This is a genomic window from Paraburkholderia unamae, from assembly GCF_003096875.1.
Taxonomy (GTDB): domain Bacteria; phylum Pseudomonadota; class Gammaproteobacteria; order Burkholderiales; family Burkholderiaceae; genus Paraburkholderia; species Paraburkholderia unamae.
In genome coordinates, this window is sequence record NZ_QEOB01000007.1 from 235,288 (window position 1) to 251,335 (window position 16,048).

Here is a 16,048-nt window from a genome sequence, read left to right on the forward strand (position 1 = left end):
CCCTCGCTCACGCCCTTCTCCTGCGGCTTTCCACGATGCCCGCGACGACTTCGGCCGCGCGCGCCGAGGTGTTCTGACGCAGGGTCAGATGCATCTGCGTGAACACCTCTGTCAGCGTGCGCCGGTTTGCCTCATCGTTCAACTGCGTGAGCGTGGCGTCGGCGAGCGCCTCGGGCGTCGCGAAATGCTGAAGGATTTCGGGCACGACGAAGCGGCCCGCGAGAATGTTCGGCAACCCCACGTACGGCAGATAGCCCTGGCGGCGCATGATCTGGCCCGTGAGCCAGGGCACCTTGTACGAGATGACCATCGGCTTCTTGAGCAACGCCGCTTCGAGCGTGACCGTGCCGCTCTTCACGAGAATGGCGTCGGCGGCCGTCATCGCGAGCTGCGACTGGCCGTCGATGATCGTGAGCGCGAGACCCTGGTGCTGATTCGCCAGCTCCTGCAACTGCGCGTGGATGGCGGGCGTCGCCGCCGGCATCACGAAGCGCAGCGCCGGCTCGCGCCGCTGCATGATCTGCATCGCGTCGAAAAACGTCGGCCCGATCAGGTTGATTTCCGAGCGGCGGCTGCCCGGCAGCACCGCGATCACGGGACCGCTTTCCGGCATGCCGAGCGTGCGGCGCGCGCCCGGCATGTCGGGTTCGAGCGGGATCTCGTCGGCGAGCGGATGGCCCACGTAGGACGCCGCCACGCCCGCCTTCTCCAGAATCGCCGTTTCGAACGGGAACACGCACATCATGTGATCCACGGCTTTCTGGATCTTCTTGATGCGCCCGCCCCGCCACGCCCAGATCGAGGGGCAGACGAAGTGGATGGTCGGAATGCCCGCGTCGCGCAAAGGGTGTTCGAGACCGAAGTTGAAGTCGGGCGCGTCCACGCCGATGAACGCGTCGGGCGGATCGGCCAGCAACTGGTGCTTGAGTTCGCTGCGAATGCGCAGGATCTCGGGGATGTGCCTGAGCGCCTCGACGTAGCCGCGCACCGAAAGTTTTTCCATCGGCCAGTGCGCGTCGAAGCCGGTGGCCATCATGCGCGGACCGCCGATCCCATAGTACTGCGTAGTATCGGGCAAGCGGGCTGTGAGACCGGCAAGCAGCGAGGCCGCGAGCAGATCGCCGGACGGCTCTCCGGCGACCATCGCGAGGCGCAGAGGACGCGTTTGCAGCGCCATCGGTTAGCGGATGATGCCGCGTTGCGACTGCTCGACGAAATCGAGCAGCGCCTTCACGTGCACGTCGCCGTCGCCGCCCGCCTGCGCGAGGTCGGCGAGCTGCACCTTCGCCTCTTCGAGCGAAAGCCCGTTCTTGTACAGCGTGCGATACGCCGCGCGCAGCGCCGAAATCGCGTCGGGGCTGAAGCCGCGGCGGCGCAGGCCTTCCACGTTGATGCCGTGGGGCACCGCCTTGTTGCCCGCGGCTACCACGAACGGCGGCACATCCTGCACGAGCGCCGAGGCGCCGCCCACCATCGAGTGCGCGCCGATGCGCACGAACTGGTGGACGCCGGTCATGCCGCCGACGATCGCGTAGTCGTCAACGATCACGTGGCCCGCGAGTTGCGCGTTGCTCGACATGATGACGTTGTTGCCGAGAGAGCAGTCATGCCCCACGTGCACGTAGGCCATGATCCAGTTGTCGTCGCCGATGGTCGTGACGCCGGTGTCCTGCACCGTGCCCGTATGCAGCGTCGTGAATTCGCGGATGGTGTTGCGGTCGCCGATCACGAGCCGCGTGGGCTCGCCCTTGTACTTCATGTCCTGCGGACGGCCGCCGATCGACGCGTAGTGGCCGATCGTATTGTCTTCGCCGATCGTCGTGTGGCCTTCCAGCACGCTATGCGAACCGACCTTCGTGCGTGCGCCGATGGTGACGTTCGCGCCAATGACCGCGTACGGCCCGATCTCGACCGATTCGTCGATCTGCGCACCTGGCTCGACGACCGCAGTGGGATGGATCCTGCTCATTCGTCCTCGCTCTCCGATTCTGTTACCGTGCCGCGGCGCCCGCGCAAAGCCGGGGCGCGCAGCGGCATGCGGCGGCGCGTCTTATTGCGCCGCGTCCATTTTCTTGACGGTGCACATGAGTTCCGCCTCGCAGGCCACGGAACCTTCCACTTCGGCCACCGCTTTGAACTTCCAGATGCCGCGCATGTAGCGCTCGAAAGTCACGTTGAGGATGAGCTGGTCGCCCGGCTCGACCACGCGCTTGAAACGCGCGCCGTCGATGCCGACGAAGTAGTACAGCGTATTCTCGAAGTCCTGCTCCTCTTCCGAGAACGTGAGCAGTGCGGCGGTTTGCGCCAGCGCTTCGAGGATCATCACGCCGGGCATGACCGGACGCTGCGGGAAGTGGCCCGTGAAAAAGGGCTCGTTGACCGTCACGTTCTTCAACGCCTTGATGCTCTTGTGCGGCTCCAGCTCGAGCACCCGGTCCACCATCAGGAACGGGTAGCGGTGCGGCAGCAGCGTGAGAATCTTGTGGATGTCGAAGTTGAGTTTTTCGATGTTCATGGTGGTTCTGCTCACGCAGGAATTGCGCGTGTGACTTTCGATTTCAATATTCGAGGCGCCCGGCGTGCCGGATCGGCCAACCCCAATCGGCCAAACCGGCTGCTCCAAACTGGCGCGCGCTGACGCGAAGTATGCGCCACGCCCGGACTCCCGTGCATGAGGATTGCCCCAGGCGGGTAGCCCCAGGCGGGTCACCCACGCCGGTTGCCCTTGCCGGTCGCCCCTGTACGCAAAGCGGCGCGCAAAAACCGGCGCCACGCACAGGCACCCGCTTTTGCGCGCCGGTCCGGCGGCGTGCCGCTTGCGCGAGACGCCGCCCTTACCCCTTTACTGCATGCTTATTCGCCGCCCTGCGGCTTTTGCGCGGCTGCGGCTTCGAGCGCCCTGATCCGGTCGCGCAGCTTGTCGATGTTGCGCAGAAGCGCGGCGCTCTTGTTCCAGTCGGCGTGATCGACCGCCGGGAAGGCGCTCGTGTAGATGCCCGCCTTCGGCAGCGACTTCGAGACGCCCGACTTCGCCGTGACGATCACATAGTCGCCAAGTGTGACGTGCCCCGCAATGCCAACCGCGCCGCCGATCATGCAATGACGCCCGATCGTCGTGCTGCCGGCAATGCCTGCGCAGCCCGCGATGACGGTGTACGCACCGATCTTGCAGTTGTGGCCGATCTGAACGAGGTTATCGATCTTCACGCACGTTTCGATGATCGTGTCGGCCATCGCGCCACGGTCGATCGTGGTGTTCGCACCGATTTCGACGTCCGGCCCGATGCTCACGCCGCCAACCTGCGGAATCTTGACCCAGCTGCCCGTGCGCGCGTCGCCCTCGCCCGTGAAATCGGGGGCAAAGCCGAAGCCGTCGGAGCCGATCACGGCGCCCGCATGCACGATGGCGCGCGCGCCGAGCTTGCAGCCATGGTAGACGCTCACGCCCGGATACAGGTGCGAGCCCTCGCCCACCTCGGTGCCGCGGCCGATGAAAACATTCGCGTCGAGCCGTACGTTCTCGCCGATCACGGCGCCCGCTTCGACCGTGACGTTCGGGCCGATCACGGCGCTCGCCGCCACCTTCGCGTTCGCGTCGACGTAGGCGCTGGCATGCACGCCCGGCTGCACCTTCGGCGCGGCGAGGTCGATGAACGCCTGCGCGACACGCGCAAAGTAAGCATACGGATTCGGTGTGACGATGAAGTTGCGGCCCTCGCGCGACGCCAGCTTCTCGAGGTCGGGCGGACTGATGAGCACCGCGCCCGCGCGGGTCGTTTCGACCTGCGCGAGATACTTCGGATTGGCGAGGAACGCGAGCTGTTGCGGACCAGCCTGATCGAGGGGCGCGAGCGACCCGACGCGTTGCGTCGCATCGCCCACCACCTCGCCGCCGAACCGCCCGACGATGTCCTCAAGCGTAAATGCCATACGCGTGCTGCTCCTGCCTTAGTTGCTGTTGCTGCCGGTGGCGCCGGACGCGAGCGCCTTCAGCACCTGGTCCGTGATGTCGATGCGCGGACTCACGTACACCGCTTCCTGCACGATCAGGTCGTAATGCTGCTGCTCGGCGATCTGCTTGATCACCTTGTTCGCGCGGTCGAGTACCGCCGCGAGTTCCTCGTTGCGGCGCTGGTTCAGGTCTTCGCGGAATTCGCGCTGCTTGCGCTGGAAGTCGCTGTCGAGCGCCGAAAGGTCGCGTTGCTTTTGCGCGCGGTCAACCGGCGCGAGCGACGCGCCGTTCTTGTCGAGCGAGTCGGACATCGCCTTCAGGCGCTGCGCCATGTCCTGCAAATCCTTGTCGCGCTTGGCGAATTCGGCTTCGAGCTTGGTCTGCGCGGCCTTCGCGGGGGCGGATTCGCGCAGGATGCGATCGGAGTTCACTGCCGCGATCTTCGCTTCCTGGGCGTGGGCCGCGCCCGTGCCGAAAGCGAGAAGCGCCAGCGATACGGTCATCGCTCCGATCGTCCGTCTGGAAAACATTCCCGTTAGCAAAGTCATCCTCTCGTTTCTTGGGGTTCCGGCGCCGCGCTTCGCGGCACCGGATGGATACACGTCAGAATGCCGTCCCGATCTGGAACTGGAACTTCTGGTACTGGTCGCCTTCGTGCTTGACGATCGGGAAGCCCAGGCTCAGCTTGAGCGGACCGATCGGCGAAATCCACGCGAGGCCGAAACCGTAGCTGTAACGCAGGCCGTTCGACCCGATACTTGCGCCCTCGTCGCCCCAGACGTTACCACCATCGACGAAGGTGAAGACGCGCAATGTCCGGTCGTAGCCCGTACCCGGCAGCGGGAACGTCAGTTCGATGTTGCCGACGAGCATCTTCGAGCCGCCGATCGGATCGTTCGTCGACTTGTCGCGCGGACCCAGCGAGCTCGGCTCGTAGCCACGCACCGAGCCGATACCGCCCGCATAGTAGTTCTTGAAGATCGGGTACGGCTTGCCGCCCAGACCGTTACCGTAACCACCCTGGAAGTTCATGCCCAGCACGAAGCCACGCGCGAACGAATAGTAGTACTGCGCCTGAATGTCGGCCTTGTAGTACTGCGTACCGCCGATCGGCGTGCCGTACTCGGCGTTCGCCTGCGTGAAGTAACCGCGGCTCGGAATGAGCGCACTGTCACGCGCGTCGCGCGACCAGCCCACCGTCAACGGGACATTGTTCGACACGCGGCCGAACGCATTCACGTAGTCGATGTAGCTCTGCGGCGTGTTCGAATCGATGTCGAGCGTGTCCTGCTCGAAGCCCGCGCCGAAATACACCGTGTCGACTTCCGAGAACGGGATGCCGAACTTGAGGTCGGCGCCCATCGTGATGATGCGGAAGCTCGAATCGGTCGAGTAGTACAGCGGCTGATACGTACGGTAGTAGGCGTCGGTAATGCGCTTGATGCCGTCCACCGTGAAGTACGGGTCCACCTGCGTAACAGCCAGCGTGCGGTACGTCTTCGCGGTATTCACGTTCACCGAGAGCGACGTGCCCGAACCGAACACGTTGTCCTGCGACACGCCTGCCGAGAGCACCACCTTGTCCGTGGACGAGAAGCCCGCGCCCAGGGTGATCGCGCCCGTCGGCTTTTCGGCGACCTTCACGTTCACGTCGACCTGGTCGGCCGTGCCTTCCACGGGCACCGTGGTCACGTCGACGTCGGTGAAGTAGCCCAGACGGTTGATACGGTCCTTCGAAAGCGCGAGGCGGTTCGAATCGAACCACGAGCTTTCGAGCTGGCGCATTTCGCGACGCACGACTTCGTCGCGCGTACGCGTGTTGCCCACCACGTTGATGCGGCGCACGTACACGCGGCGGCTCGGGTCCACCTGCAACGTGAGGTCGACCGTGTGATTGGCCTGGTCGATCTGCGGCAGCGCGTTCACGGTCGCGAACGCGTAACCGTATTCGCCGAGCTTGTCGACGATCGCCTTGGTCGTGGACTGCAACTTCTCCGCCGAGAACCGGTCGCCCGGCTTGATCGTGACCAGCTTCTTGAGCTCCGCCTCGCGATCGAGCAGATTCCCGGCCAGCTTGATGCTCGACACCTTGTAGGGCTCACCTTCGTGAATACCGATGGTGAGGTACATGTCCTTCTTGTCGGGCGAGATCGAGACCTGCGTCGAGTCGATGTTGAACTCGAGGTAGCCGTGGTTCAGGTAGTACGAGCGCACGTTCTCGAGGTCGCCCGTGAGCTTTTCCTTCGAGTAGAGGTCGTTCTTCGTGTACCAGGAGAACCAGTTCGGCGTGGAGAGCTGCATCTCGCCGAGCAGCGTGCTCGTGCTGTACGTCTTGTTGCCGATAAAGTTGATCTGGCGGATCTTCGCGCTCGGACCTTCGACCACGGAGAACAGCAGACCCACGCGATTGCGGTCGATCGGCGTAACCGTGGTGGTGACCTCGGCGGCGTAGAAACCGCGCGTGAGGTACTGGCGCTTGAGCTCCTGCTCCGCCTTGTCGACGAGCGCCTTGTCGTAGTAGCGGCCTTGCGAGAGACCGACCGCGCGCAGCGCCTTCGTCAGGTTGTCCTTGTCGAACTCGTGAATGCCCGAGAAGTCGATCGTGCCGATGGCCGGGCGCTCCTGCACCTGCACCACCACCACGCCGCCTTCGGAAGCGATTCTCACGTCGTTGAAAAAGCCCGTCGCGTACAACGCGCGGATGGCCTCGGACGCCTTTTCATCGGTGAAGGTGTCGCCCTGCTTGATCGGCAGGTAGGCGAACACCGTGCCCGGCTCGACGCGTTGCAGCCCTTCGATGCGGATGTCCTGAACCACGAAAGGCGTCGTTGCTGCGTGGGCAACCACTCCATGCGCGGCAATCGCCGCAGCCGCAACCGTTTTTGGAACCAAGCGATGAGGTCTAAACAACGTGCTTCCCCAATTGTGTATAGCTGCATCAGGTCGGGCGGCCCGCCCACGGACGCCGCCAGACATCTTTAAAAATGGATTAACCGAGCCAGATCGTTGAACAACGCGATCGCCGACAGTGCGACGATGCAGGCAAGTCCCGCGCGCTGCAACACGAGCTGCCAGCGGTCCGAGACGGCTTTGCCCGTTACGGCTTCAACCGCATAATATAACAGATGCCCCCCGTCCAATACCGGAATTGGGAGCAGATTCAATACACCGAGGCTGATGCTCACCAGCGCGAGGAACGAGAGGAATGCGGATGGGCCGAGTCTTGCACTCTTGCCCGCATAGTCAGCAATCGTCACCGGACCCGACAGATTCTTGAGTGATGCCTCGCCCGTCACCATGCGGCCGAACATCCGCAGCGAATACACCGCGATGTCCCACGTGCGATTCGCACCGAGGCGCACGCTCTCCAGCGGCCCATAGCGCACGTCCACCGAAGGCGCCTGCGCCGAGAGCGCCGCGCCAATACGTCCCACCTCTTCACCGGTTTCCGTGTCGCGCTGCGGCGTGGGCGTGACCGTCAGCGTGAGCGTTTGCTGCGAGCGCGTGGCCGCGTTGTCGCGCGCGATCGTGAGCCGCACGGGCTTGCCCGCGCGCGCCTTCACGTACGAGATGAAGGTCATCGCGCTGTCCACGGGGCGACCGTCGATGGCGCGCAACTGGTCGCCCGCCTGCAAGCCCGCATGCTGCGCCGCACTACCGGCTTCCACGGCCGCGACCTTGAGCGTGCTGCCGCCCGCCTCCAGGCCGAGCTTCGACATGAAGTCGCCGTCGAGGTCCTTGCTCGTGAGCTGCGAGAGATCGAGCGGGAAATCGTAGGTCCCGGCGCCATCGCGCGCGGAAAGCACGACACGGCCCTGATCGAATGCGGACGCAAGCAGTTTCCAGCGCAGGTCCGACCACGAACGCACGGTCTCGGTTTCGCTGCCGTTTGGATCGCTCACCGAAAGAATCGTCTCGCCGCCCTGGAAGCCCGCCTGGGCCGCTGCCGACTGTGCCGGGGGCGCCGCGACAATGGCCGACTGCTCCGTCACGCCGCTCGCATACACGACCGAAAAAAGCACGACGGCCAGCAGGAAATTGGCGATGGGACCGGCCGCGACGATCGCAATGCGCTTGCCGACCGACTGCCGGTTGAACGCGTGCGGCAAATCGCTGGCGGGAATCGTGTCGGGCGACTCGCGCTCGTCGAGCATCTTCACGTAGCCGCCGAGCGGCAGCGCGGAGATCGTCCACTCGGTGCCGGTCTTCTTGCTGATCCATTGCACGAGCGGCTTGCCAAACCCGATGGAAAACCGCAGGACCTTCACGCCGCACAGGCGCGCCACACTGTAATGGCCGTATTCATGCACGACGACCAGCACGCCGATCGCCACGATGAAAGCGACAAGTTCGGTAAGCAGGTTCATGAGCGCCTCCCAGGCTGGAAGCAGCGCACCGGTGCGGGAACGGTCCCGAGGTCAGGCTCGCGGGCCTGAAGGACCACGAAGGGGCCCTTCAGCGAGCCCCCTGGCGACCTGATCAGGCCGGCACCGGCAAGCTGTCGATGATGGTGTGCGCCGCGCGGCGAGCGGCCGCGTCGGCTTCGAGCACGACTTCGAGGCTCGACGCGCTGTGGTTTTGCAGCGCGTTGAGTACGGCGTCGACCGTCTGGGCGATCGCCATGAAGCCGATGCGTCGGTTCAAAAAAGCATCCACTGCGACTTCGTTCGCCGCGTTGAGCGCCGCGCTCGCCACGCCGCCTTCGGCCAGCGCCTTCATGGCAAGCGCGAGACACGGGAAGCGCGCGTAATCGGGCTTCTCGAACGTAAGCGTCGCGACCTGCGCGAGATCGAGCTGCGCGACACCCGAGTCGACGCGCTCCGGAAACGCGAGCGCATGCGCGATCGGCGTGCGCATGTCGGGATTACCCAGTTGCGCGAGCACCGAACCGTCGGCGTACGAGACCATCGAATGGATCACGCTCTGCGGATGGATCAATACGTCGATGCGATCGCCCGGCAGATCGAACAGGTAATGCGCCTCGATCACCTCGAGGCCCTTGTTCATCATCGTGGCCGAGTCGACCGAGATCTTGCGGCCCATCGACCAGTTCGGGTGCTTGCAGGCCTCGTCGGGCGTCACGTTCACGAGCGTCGAGGGCTCGCGCGTGCGGAACGGGCCGCCCGAGGCGGTCAGGATGATCTTCGTCACGCCGCCGTGCTGCACGCCTTCGTGGCCGCCGTTCGGCAGGCACTGGAACACCGCGTTGTGCTCGCTGTCGAGCGGCAGCAGCACCGCGCCGCTGTCGCGCACCGTGCCCATGAAGATGTCGCCCGACATCACGAGCGCTTCCTTGTTGGCGAGCAGGATCTGCTTGCCGGCCTTGGCCGCCGCGAGCGTGGGCGCAAGCCCTGCCGCGCCGACGATGGCCGCGACGACCGTGTCGCAGGCGTCGCTCTTCGAGACTTCGACGAGCGCCTGCGGACCGTAGGTCACGACGGTCTTCGAACCGGCCTCGCGCAGCTTGCGCTCGACCTGGGCGGCGGTGTCGGGGTCGCCGACCACAGCCACCTCGGGCGCAAAGCGCAGGCATTGTTCGACGAGTTTCTCGCCGTTGCGGTGGGCAGTGAGCGCGTAGACCGAGAAGCGTTGCGGATGACGCGCGACTACGTCGAGCGTGCTGTCTCCGATCGAGCCCGTGGAACCGAGCAATGTGAGTCTTTTTTGCATATTCAAATCTCTAGCCGGTCACCGCTTAGCCGAGCAGCAGCATGGCGAGCGGCAACACGGGCAGCAGCGCGTCGATGCGGTCGAGGACCCCGCCGTGGCCCGGCAGAAGGCCGCTCGAATCCTTCACGCCGGCCTGGCGCTTCAACATCGACTCGAACAGATCGCCGATCACGCTGAACGCGACCAGCACGGTAAGAACGAAAAGCGCACGGCCAAGCCCGATCTGGGCCGCGAGCGCGGAATACAGCGTGGGTTCGAAGGCGTGCAGCGCGATCGCCGCGCCCGATACCACCATCACAGCGGCCCACCCGCCCACGGCGCCCTCCCAGGTCTTGCCGGGGCTGATGGCAGGCGCGAGCTTATGCTTTCCGAATGCCTTACCCGCAAAGTATGCGCCGATATCGGCCAGCCAGACGACTAGCAGGAGCGACAAGACGAAGGCCACGCCCGCCGTGCGCGCTGCGACGAGCGCATGCCAGCACGCGGCGAAAACCACGAGCCCGGCGGCGAGCAGGAAGGCGCGCCACGCGCCGGCGGCGAGCACCGGCTTGCGCAGCAGCACGTAAGGCCCGGCGATGACCCAGAACACGCCCGCGGCCTGAAAGAGCGGCCGCGGCGCCGGCAGACGCATGCTGAGCGCCACGACGGCCGCCGCGATCACGGCGTAGACGATCGAGCCGGTGGCGCCCGCCTTCAGCAGACGCGCCCATTCCCACGCGGCAAACACGACCACGAGGCCGATCAGCGCGCCGAACGCCGCCACGGGCGCGAACAGCGTGACCGGCAGGAAAACGGCCAGCAGGACGAGCGCCGTGATGACGCGGGTCTTTAGCATGAAAGGGAGTCGGCGTTCTGGGAAACGACCTGCGCGCTCGTGCGGCCGAAACGGCGCTCGCGCTCGGCATACGACGCAATGGCGCGGTTGAGCGCCTCGGAGTCGAAATCCGGCCAGAACGTGTCAGTGAAATAGAACTCGGCGTACGCGAGTTGCCAGAGCAGGAAGTTGCTCACGCGTTGCTCGCCGCCCGTGCGGATGAAGAGATCGGGCTCGGGTGCATAGGCCATGGCCAGGTGCTGCGCGAGCGTGTCTTCGGTGACGGGCACCGGCTGCCCGGTCGCCGCGGCTTCCTCGACCAGCTTGCGGGTGGCCTGGAGAATGTCCCAGCGGCCGCCGTAGTTCGCAGCGATCGTGAGCGTGAGACGGGTATTGCGCGCGGTTTTGGTTTCCGCGCGCCGAATCAGGTCCTGGATGCGCTCATTGAACATCGACAGGTCGCCGACCACGCGCAGGCGGATGCCGTTTGCGTGCAGTCGCGCCACTTCGCGCTCGAGCGCAGTGACGAAAAGACGCATGAGAAACGACACTTCGTCGGTCGGACGACGCCAGTTCTCGGAGCTGAATGCGAACAGCGTGACGTATTCGACGCCACGCTCCACGCACTTTTCGACGACCGAACGCACGGCGTCGACGCCGCGCGTATGGCCCGCAACGCGCGGCAAGCGGCGCTGCGTTGCCCAACGGCCATTGCCGTCCATGATGATCGCGATGTGGCGCGGTACGGCCGCCACGTCGGGCACGCGAACGGTTGAGCTGGTATAGGTCATGGCCGTCGGACTGTAACTTCTATGGAATGGGAAAGCCGCGAAAATCCTGGCGGAACTGAAAGCCCGAGGGCTTCAGACCGTCATGATCTCGGCTTCCTTCGTCTGCACGAGCTTGTCGATCTCGGCCACGAAGCGGTCCGTCAGCTTCTGGACGTCGTCACTGCCGCGGCGCTCGTCGTCTTCGGAGATTTCCTTGTCCTTCACGAGCTTCTTGAGCTGCTCGTTGGCGTCGCGACGCAGGTTGCGCACGGCGACCTTCGCCGTTTCGCCTTCGTTCTTGACGACCTTCGTGAGCTCCTTGCGGCGCTCTTCGGTGAGCGCGGGCATCGGCACGCGGATCAGGTCGCCGTGGGTGGCCGGGTTCAGGCCGAGATCCGACTCGCGGATCGCCTTTTCGATCACCGGCACCATCTTCTTTTCCCAAGCCTGCACGCCGATCGTGCGGGCGTCGACGAGCGTGAGGTTCGCGACCTGCGAGATGGGCACGGGCGAACCGTAGTAGTCGACCTGGATGTGATCGAGCAGACCGGTATGGGCGCGGCCCGTGCGGATTTTCGCCAGATCGCTCTTGAACGCGTCGATCGAGCGCTGCATTTTCTGCTCGGCGCCCTTCTTGATGTCAGCCACAGCCATTTTGATACCTCCGAACCTTCATAACGGAACAGGCCCGCCGGCGCGCTGGTGGGCGGCGCGGCCCATGTTCGAATCTCTCGTGAAACGAGAGTTTACACGTGGACGAGCGTGCCTTCGTCGTCGCCCTGAACGATGCGCTTGAGGGCGCCGGGCTTGTTGATCGAAAAAACGCGGATCGGCAGCTTCTGGTCGCGGCACAGTGCGAACGCCGTGGCGTCCATCACCTGCAAATTGCGGCCGATTGCCTCATCGAAGCTGATCGTCGAATAACGCGTGGCCGTCGGGTCCTTCTTCGGGTCGGCCGAGTAGACGCCGTCGACCTTGGTGGCCTTCAGCACGACTTCGGCGCCGACTTCCGAGCCGCGCAGCGCAGCAGCGGTGTCGGTGGTGAAGAACGGGTTGCCCGTGCCGGCGGCGAAAATCACGACCTTGCCCTCTTCGAGCTGGCGGATCGCGCGGGGGCGGATATACGGCTCGACAACCTGGTCCATGCGCAGCGCCGACTGCACGCGCGCTTCGATGCCCGCATGACGCATGGCGTCCTGCAACGCGAGCGCGTTCATCATCGTGGCCAGCATACCCATGTAGTCGGCGGTTGCGCGGTCCATGCCGGCCGCGCCGCCCGCGACGCCGCGGAAAATGTTGCCGCCGCCGATCACGACGGCGAGCTGGGTGCCCAGACGCACGACCTCGGCCACGTCCGCCACCATACGTTCGATCGTGGCGCGATTGATGCCAAAGGCATCATCGCCCATCAGGGCTTCGCCGGAAAGTTTGAGCAGGACACGTTTATAGGCGGGTGTGGGCATGGAGGTATCCAGGATCGCGCGCAAAGGGCAATAACTTCAAACTGTAGGGGTGAAATACGGCTTCGGGCAAGCGCCGCCAGAAATAGCGAAGATTTCCAACGCCGCGCGCGGCGGGGGACTGCCATGCGCGGTGTCGCTACGCTGCCCACCGTGGCGGATTGCTCCGCCACGATTTACAACTGATGCAAACTGCGGTACTGCAACAACTGCGGTTGCCGCCTGCCGCGCACGGCGCGACAGGCTTGCCGACTTTATTGCTGCTTTGCAGCAGCGACTTGCGCGGCCACTTCGGCGGCGAAGTCGTCCTGCTTCTTCTCGATGCCTTCGCCCACCACGAAGAGCGCGAACTTCTGCACCGTCGTGCCAGCGGCCTTGAGCATCTGCTCGATCGTCTGCTTGTCGTTCTTAACGAACGGCTGGTTCAGCAGCGAGACTTCCTTCAGGTACTTCTGGACCGAACCTTCGACCATCTTCGCGACGATCTCAGCCGGCTTGCCCGATTCGGCAGCCTTCTGCTCGGCGATGCTGCGCTCCTTGGCGATCAGGTCGGCCGGCACGTCGTCCGACGACAGCGAGACCGGCTTCATCGCGGCGATGTGCATCGCGACGTCCTTGCCCACTTGCTCGTCAGCGCCCGTGTACTCGACCAGCACGCCGATGCGCGTGCCGTGGAGGTACGCAGCCAGCTTGTTGGCGGTTTCGAAACGCGCGAAACGGCGGATCGAGAGGTTTTCGCCGATCTTGCCGACCAGCGCGAGACGCACTGCGTCGACCGTCGAGCCGTCCAGCGGCAGTGCCGAGAGGGCAGCGACGTCAGCCGGGTTTTGCGTAGCGACCAGCTCGGCGATCTTCTTCGAGAAGTCGATGAAGTCGTCGTTCTTCGAAACGAAGTCGGTTTCGCAGTTCAGTTCGACGATCGAGCCAGCGCCAGCGCCGATGAACGAAGCGATCACGCCTTCAGCCGTCACGCGCGAAGCGGCCTTGCTGGCCTTGTTGCCCAGCTTCACGCGCAGCAGCTCTTCAGCGCGCGCCAGGTCGCCGTCGGCTTCCGTCAGCGCCTTCTTGCATTCCATCATCGGCGCGTCGGTCTTCGCGCGCAGTTCTGCCACCATGCTTGCGGTAATTGCCGCCATCATTCGCTCCTTGAGTCTGTCTGGTACACGCCGCCCGCCTTTCGACGCGGCCGGCACAAATTCGTTTCCGTTTCCGCCTGCCAAGAAACGCTTTTTTACAGCTGCTTCTACAGGGCTACGGTGCCGCGCATATGACGCGGCGACGAAAGTCGCGGCTTAAAAAAAAGGGGCCTATGGAAAGCCCCCTTTTCTTGCCGGACACGGGGGCAGCTTACGCCTCCGGGTTGACCTCGACGAACTCGTCGTCGCCGTCGTTGCCGCGCACGGCTGCAACCACTTCGTTCACCGAGTTTGCACGGCCTTCGAGGATCGCGTCAGCCACGCCTTGCGTGTACAGCGCGACAGCCTTGCTGGCGTCGTCGTTACCCGGGATCACGTAATCGATGCCTTCCGGCGAGTGGTTCGTATCGACCACGGCGATCACGGGGATGCCCAGCTTGTTCGCTTCCGTCACGGCAATCTTGTGGTAGCCGACGTCGACCACGAAGATCGCGTCCGGAATGCCGCCCATGTCCTTCACGCCGCCGATCGACTTTTGCAGCTTGGCGATTTCGCGTTCGAACAGGAGCGCTTCCTTCTTGCTCATCTTCTCGAGCTCGCCCGCTTCCACGGCTGCTTCCATGTCCTTCAGGCGCTTGATCGAAACCTTCAGCGTCTTGAAGTTGGTCAGCATACCGCCGAGCCAGCGTGCGTTCACGAACGGCATGCCAGCGCGGTTTGCCTCTTCGGCGATCGTGTCGCGCGATTGACGCTTCGTGCCGACGAACAGGATCGTGCCGCGGTTCGCTGCCAGTTGACGCACGTACTTCAGTGCGTCGTTGTACATCGGCAGCGTCTTTTCGAGGTTGATGATGTGAATCTTGTTGCGATGGCCGAAAATGAAGGGGGCCATCTTCGGGTTCCAGAAGCGCGTTTGGTGACCGAAGTGGACACCGGCTTCCAGCATCTGGCGCATGGTAACTGCCATGTTTCAATTCTCCGCAAGGGTTTGGGTCTGAAGCCGGCTGCCGTATCGGTGCGCCCTCCTGCTTTCTGGAGATCGACGCGCCCGACACCCTGGGTGCGCCGGCTTGCGAGTGTGCTACCTGAAGAAGATGCTTCCGAATGTTCTTCGCGCGCCCGCCAGGGACTCAAGCCTTTCGGCCCTTTTCAGCTCTGGCAAAGCGCTCCGCGGCAACGGCGGATCCAGCCGCGCCCCGCAAATCCCGAACACGAATTCGAAAGATATGAGAAGCGACTTAGCCGAAGAGTATAGCACGCAAACTGCCCCTTACTCAAGACAGCTATTACCCGCGGAATACGGCCCCGGGGGAGTGTGCCGGGCCCCGCCCCACCTTTTCAAAAGCCAGCGACCACTGGCATTAGGTGCGATAATTCAATATTCGACTGCATTTTCGGGCGCACACCATGGCCATTTCGATCAAGAACGAACACGACATCGCGCAAATGCGCGTCGCCTGCCGACTGGCGAGCGAGGTGCTCGATTACATCACGCCGTTCGTCACCGCGGGTGTGACGACGGGCGAGCTCGACCGCCGGTGTCACGAATACATGACCAATGTGCAGGGCACGGTGCCCGCGCCGCTGAACTATCAGCCGCCCGGCTACCCGCCCTACCCGAAGGCGATCTGCACCTCGGTGAACGACGTGATCTGTCACGGTATTCCGGGCGACAAGGCGCTGAAGAACGGCGACGCGCTCAATATCGACATCACGGTCATCAAGGAAGGCTATTTCGGCGACACGAGCCGCATGTTCATCGTGGGCGAGGGTTCGATCCTCGCGAAGCGCCTCGTGCAGACCACTTATGAATGCATGTGGCTCGGCATCGACCAGGTGCGCCCGGGCGGGCATCTGGGCGACATCGGCCACGCCATCCAGCGTTACGCCGAAAGCCAGGGCTACAGCGTGGTGCGCGAATACTGCGGTCACGGCATCGGCACGGTATTCCACGAAGACCCGCAAGTGCTGCACTACGGCCGCCCCGGCACCGGCATCGAACTCGTGCCCGGCATGATCTTCACCGTCGAGCCGATGATCAACGCGGGGCGCCGCGACATCCGCACGATGCCGGACCAGTGGACCGTCAAGACGAAGGACCGCAGCCTCTCGGCGCAGTGGGAGCACACGGTGCTCGTGACCGAGACGGGTTATGAGGTTCTGACGGTCTCGGCGGGCACGCCCGCCAAGCCGGCCATCGTCACGCAGATGGCGGGCACGGCGGCCTGAACGCCGCACAGGCCGCA

General features: G+C 64.3%; 15 protein-coding genes. 1 reads left to right on the forward strand and 14 read right to left on the reverse strand.

Going from position 1 to position 16,048, the window contains the following annotated elements; translation table 11 throughout:
- Positions 1-7: 7 nt before the first annotated feature.
- The 14 genes from lpxB to rpsB all read right to left on the reverse strand — a co-directional run bounded on the left by lpxB (position 8) and on the right by rpsB (position 14,769).
- Entirely contained in the window at positions 8-1,177 is a 1,170-nt protein-coding gene (lpxB, locus tag C7402_RS16805) for a lipid-A-disaccharide synthase (RefSeq protein WP_116611373.1), read from the reverse strand.
- A 3-nt stretch (positions 1,178-1,180) separates the two neighbouring features.
- Entirely contained in the window at positions 1,181-1,969 is a 789-nt protein-coding gene (gene lpxA / locus C7402_RS16810; RefSeq protein ID WP_112172796.1) for an acyl-ACP--UDP-N-acetylglucosamine O-acyltransferase, read from the reverse strand.
- Positions 1,970-2,050: 81 nt separating this feature from the next.
- Positions 2,051-2,515, reverse strand: coding sequence for a 3-hydroxyacyl-ACP dehydratase FabZ (gene fabZ, locus C7402_RS16815; RefSeq protein WP_112172932.1), 465 nt, complete (start codon positions 2,513-2,515; stop codon positions 2,051-2,053).
- Positions 2,516-2,853: 338 nt separating this feature from the next.
- Entirely contained in the window at positions 2,854-3,930 is a 1,077-nt protein-coding gene (gene lpxD, locus C7402_RS16820; RefSeq protein WP_116611374.1) for a UDP-3-O-(3-hydroxymyristoyl)glucosamine N-acyltransferase, read from the reverse strand.
- Between the two features lie 18 nt (positions 3,931-3,948).
- Positions 3,949-4,494, reverse strand: coding sequence for an OmpH/Skp family outer membrane protein (locus C7402_RS16825; RefSeq protein WP_181565612.1), 546 nt, complete (start codon positions 4,492-4,494; stop codon positions 3,949-3,951).
- 61 nt (positions 4,495-4,555) lie between these two features.
- On the reverse strand, positions 4,556-6,862 hold the full coding sequence (bamA, locus tag C7402_RS16830) for an outer membrane protein assembly factor BamA (RefSeq protein ID WP_112172799.1): 2,307 nt from the start codon (positions 6,860-6,862) through the stop codon (positions 4,556-4,558).
- A gap of 68 nt (positions 6,863-6,930) precedes the next feature.
- Positions 6,931-8,319 carry an RIP metalloprotease RseP gene (rseP, locus tag C7402_RS16835; protein WP_116611375.1) on the reverse strand — a complete coding sequence of 463 codons (1,389 nt, stop codon included), beginning with the start codon at positions 8,317-8,319 and terminating at the stop codon, positions 6,931-6,933.
- Between the two features lie 112 nt (positions 8,320-8,431).
- Positions 8,432-9,622: a 1-deoxy-D-xylulose-5-phosphate reductoisomerase gene (locus C7402_RS16840; RefSeq protein WP_116611376.1), complete on the reverse strand. Its 1,191-nt coding sequence runs from the start codon at positions 9,620-9,622 to the stop codon at positions 8,432-8,434.
- A 25-nt stretch (positions 9,623-9,647) separates the two neighbouring features.
- Positions 9,648-10,457 (reverse strand): phosphatidate cytidylyltransferase, encoded by an 810-nt coding sequence (locus C7402_RS16845; protein ID WP_116611377.1) that lies wholly within the window; start codon positions 10,455-10,457, stop codon positions 9,648-9,650.
- The gene (locus C7402_RS16850) at positions 10,451-11,227 is read right to left on the reverse strand and encodes an isoprenyl transferase (protein WP_112172803.1); all 777 of its coding nucleotides are present in this window, start codon (positions 11,225-11,227) and stop codon (positions 10,451-10,453) included. The genes C7402_RS16845 and C7402_RS16850 overlap by 7 nt, the downstream gene beginning before the upstream one ends.
- A 72-nt stretch (positions 11,228-11,299) precedes the next feature.
- Positions 11,300-11,860 (reverse strand): ribosome recycling factor, encoded by a 561-nt coding sequence (frr, locus tag C7402_RS16855; RefSeq protein ID WP_112172804.1) that lies wholly within the window; start codon positions 11,858-11,860, stop codon positions 11,300-11,302.
- Positions 11,861-11,952: 92 nt separating this feature from the next.
- Positions 11,953-12,669, reverse strand: a complete 717-nt coding sequence (gene pyrH, locus C7402_RS16860; protein ID WP_112172805.1) for a UMP kinase — start codon at positions 12,667-12,669, stop codon at positions 11,953-11,955.
- 251 nt (positions 12,670-12,920) lie between these two features.
- Complete coding sequence (gene tsf / locus C7402_RS16865; RefSeq protein WP_112172806.1) at positions 12,921-13,802, reverse strand: translation elongation factor Ts; 882 nt, start codon at positions 13,800-13,802, stop codon at positions 12,921-12,923.
- 211 nt (positions 13,803-14,013) lie between these two features.
- Positions 14,014-14,769 (reverse strand): 30S ribosomal protein S2, encoded by a 756-nt coding sequence (gene rpsB, locus C7402_RS16870; protein WP_112172807.1) that lies wholly within the window; start codon positions 14,767-14,769, stop codon positions 14,014-14,016.
- 440 nt (positions 14,770-15,209) lie between these two features.
- On the opposite strand from rpsB, the gene map reads away from it, so the two are divergent.
- Complete coding sequence (map, locus tag C7402_RS16875; protein WP_116611378.1) at positions 15,210-16,031, forward strand: type I methionyl aminopeptidase; 822 nt, start codon at positions 15,210-15,212, stop codon at positions 16,029-16,031.
- The last annotated feature ends 17 nt before the right edge of the window (positions 16,032-16,048 follow it).

Excerpts from the sequence above, each read along its gene's own strand:
- tsf (WP_112172806.1), bottom strand. The coding sequence starts at position 13,802 with ATGGCGGCAATTACCGCAAGCATGGTGGCAGAACTGCGCGCGAAGACC.
- C7402_RS16845 (WP_116611377.1), bottom strand. The coding sequence starts at position 10,457 with ATGCTAAAGACCCGCGTCATCACGGCGCTCGTCCTGCTGGCCGTTTTC.
- pyrH (WP_112172805.1), bottom strand. The coding sequence starts at position 12,669 with ATGCCCACACCCGCCTATAAACGTGTCCTGCTCAAACTTTCCGGCGAA.
- lpxD (WP_116611374.1), bottom strand. The coding sequence starts at position 3,930 with ATGGCATTTACGCTTGAGGACATCGTCGGGCGGTTCGGCGGCGAGGTG.
- lpxA (WP_112172796.1), bottom strand. The coding sequence starts at position 1,969 with ATGAGCAGGATCCATCCCACTGCGGTCGTCGAGCCAGGTGCGCAGATC.
- map (WP_116611378.1), top strand. The coding sequence starts at position 15,210 with ATGGCCATTTCGATCAAGAACGAACACGACATCGCGCAAATGCGCGTC.
- fabZ (WP_112172932.1), bottom strand. The coding sequence starts at position 2,515 with ATGAACATCGAAAAACTCAACTTCGACATCCACAAGATTCTCACGCTG.
- C7402_RS16840 (WP_116611376.1), bottom strand. The coding sequence starts at position 9,622 with ATGCAAAAAAGACTCACATTGCTCGGTTCCACGGGCTCGATCGGAGAC.
- rpsB (WP_112172807.1), bottom strand. The coding sequence starts at position 14,769 with ATGGCAGTTACCATGCGCCAGATGCTGGAAGCCGGTGTCCACTTCGGT.
- frr (WP_112172804.1), bottom strand. The coding sequence starts at position 11,860 with ATGGCTGTGGCTGACATCAAGAAGGGCGCCGAGCAGAAAATGCAGCGC.
- C7402_RS16850 (WP_112172803.1), bottom strand. The coding sequence starts at position 11,227 with ATGACCTATACCAGCTCAACCGTTCGCGTGCCCGACGTGGCGGCCGTA.
- rseP (WP_116611375.1), bottom strand. The coding sequence starts at position 8,319 with ATGAACCTGCTTACCGAACTTGTCGCTTTCATCGTGGCGATCGGCGTG.
- lpxB (WP_116611373.1), bottom strand. The coding sequence starts at position 1,177 with ATGGCGCTGCAAACGCGTCCTCTGCGCCTCGCGATGGTCGCCGGAGAG.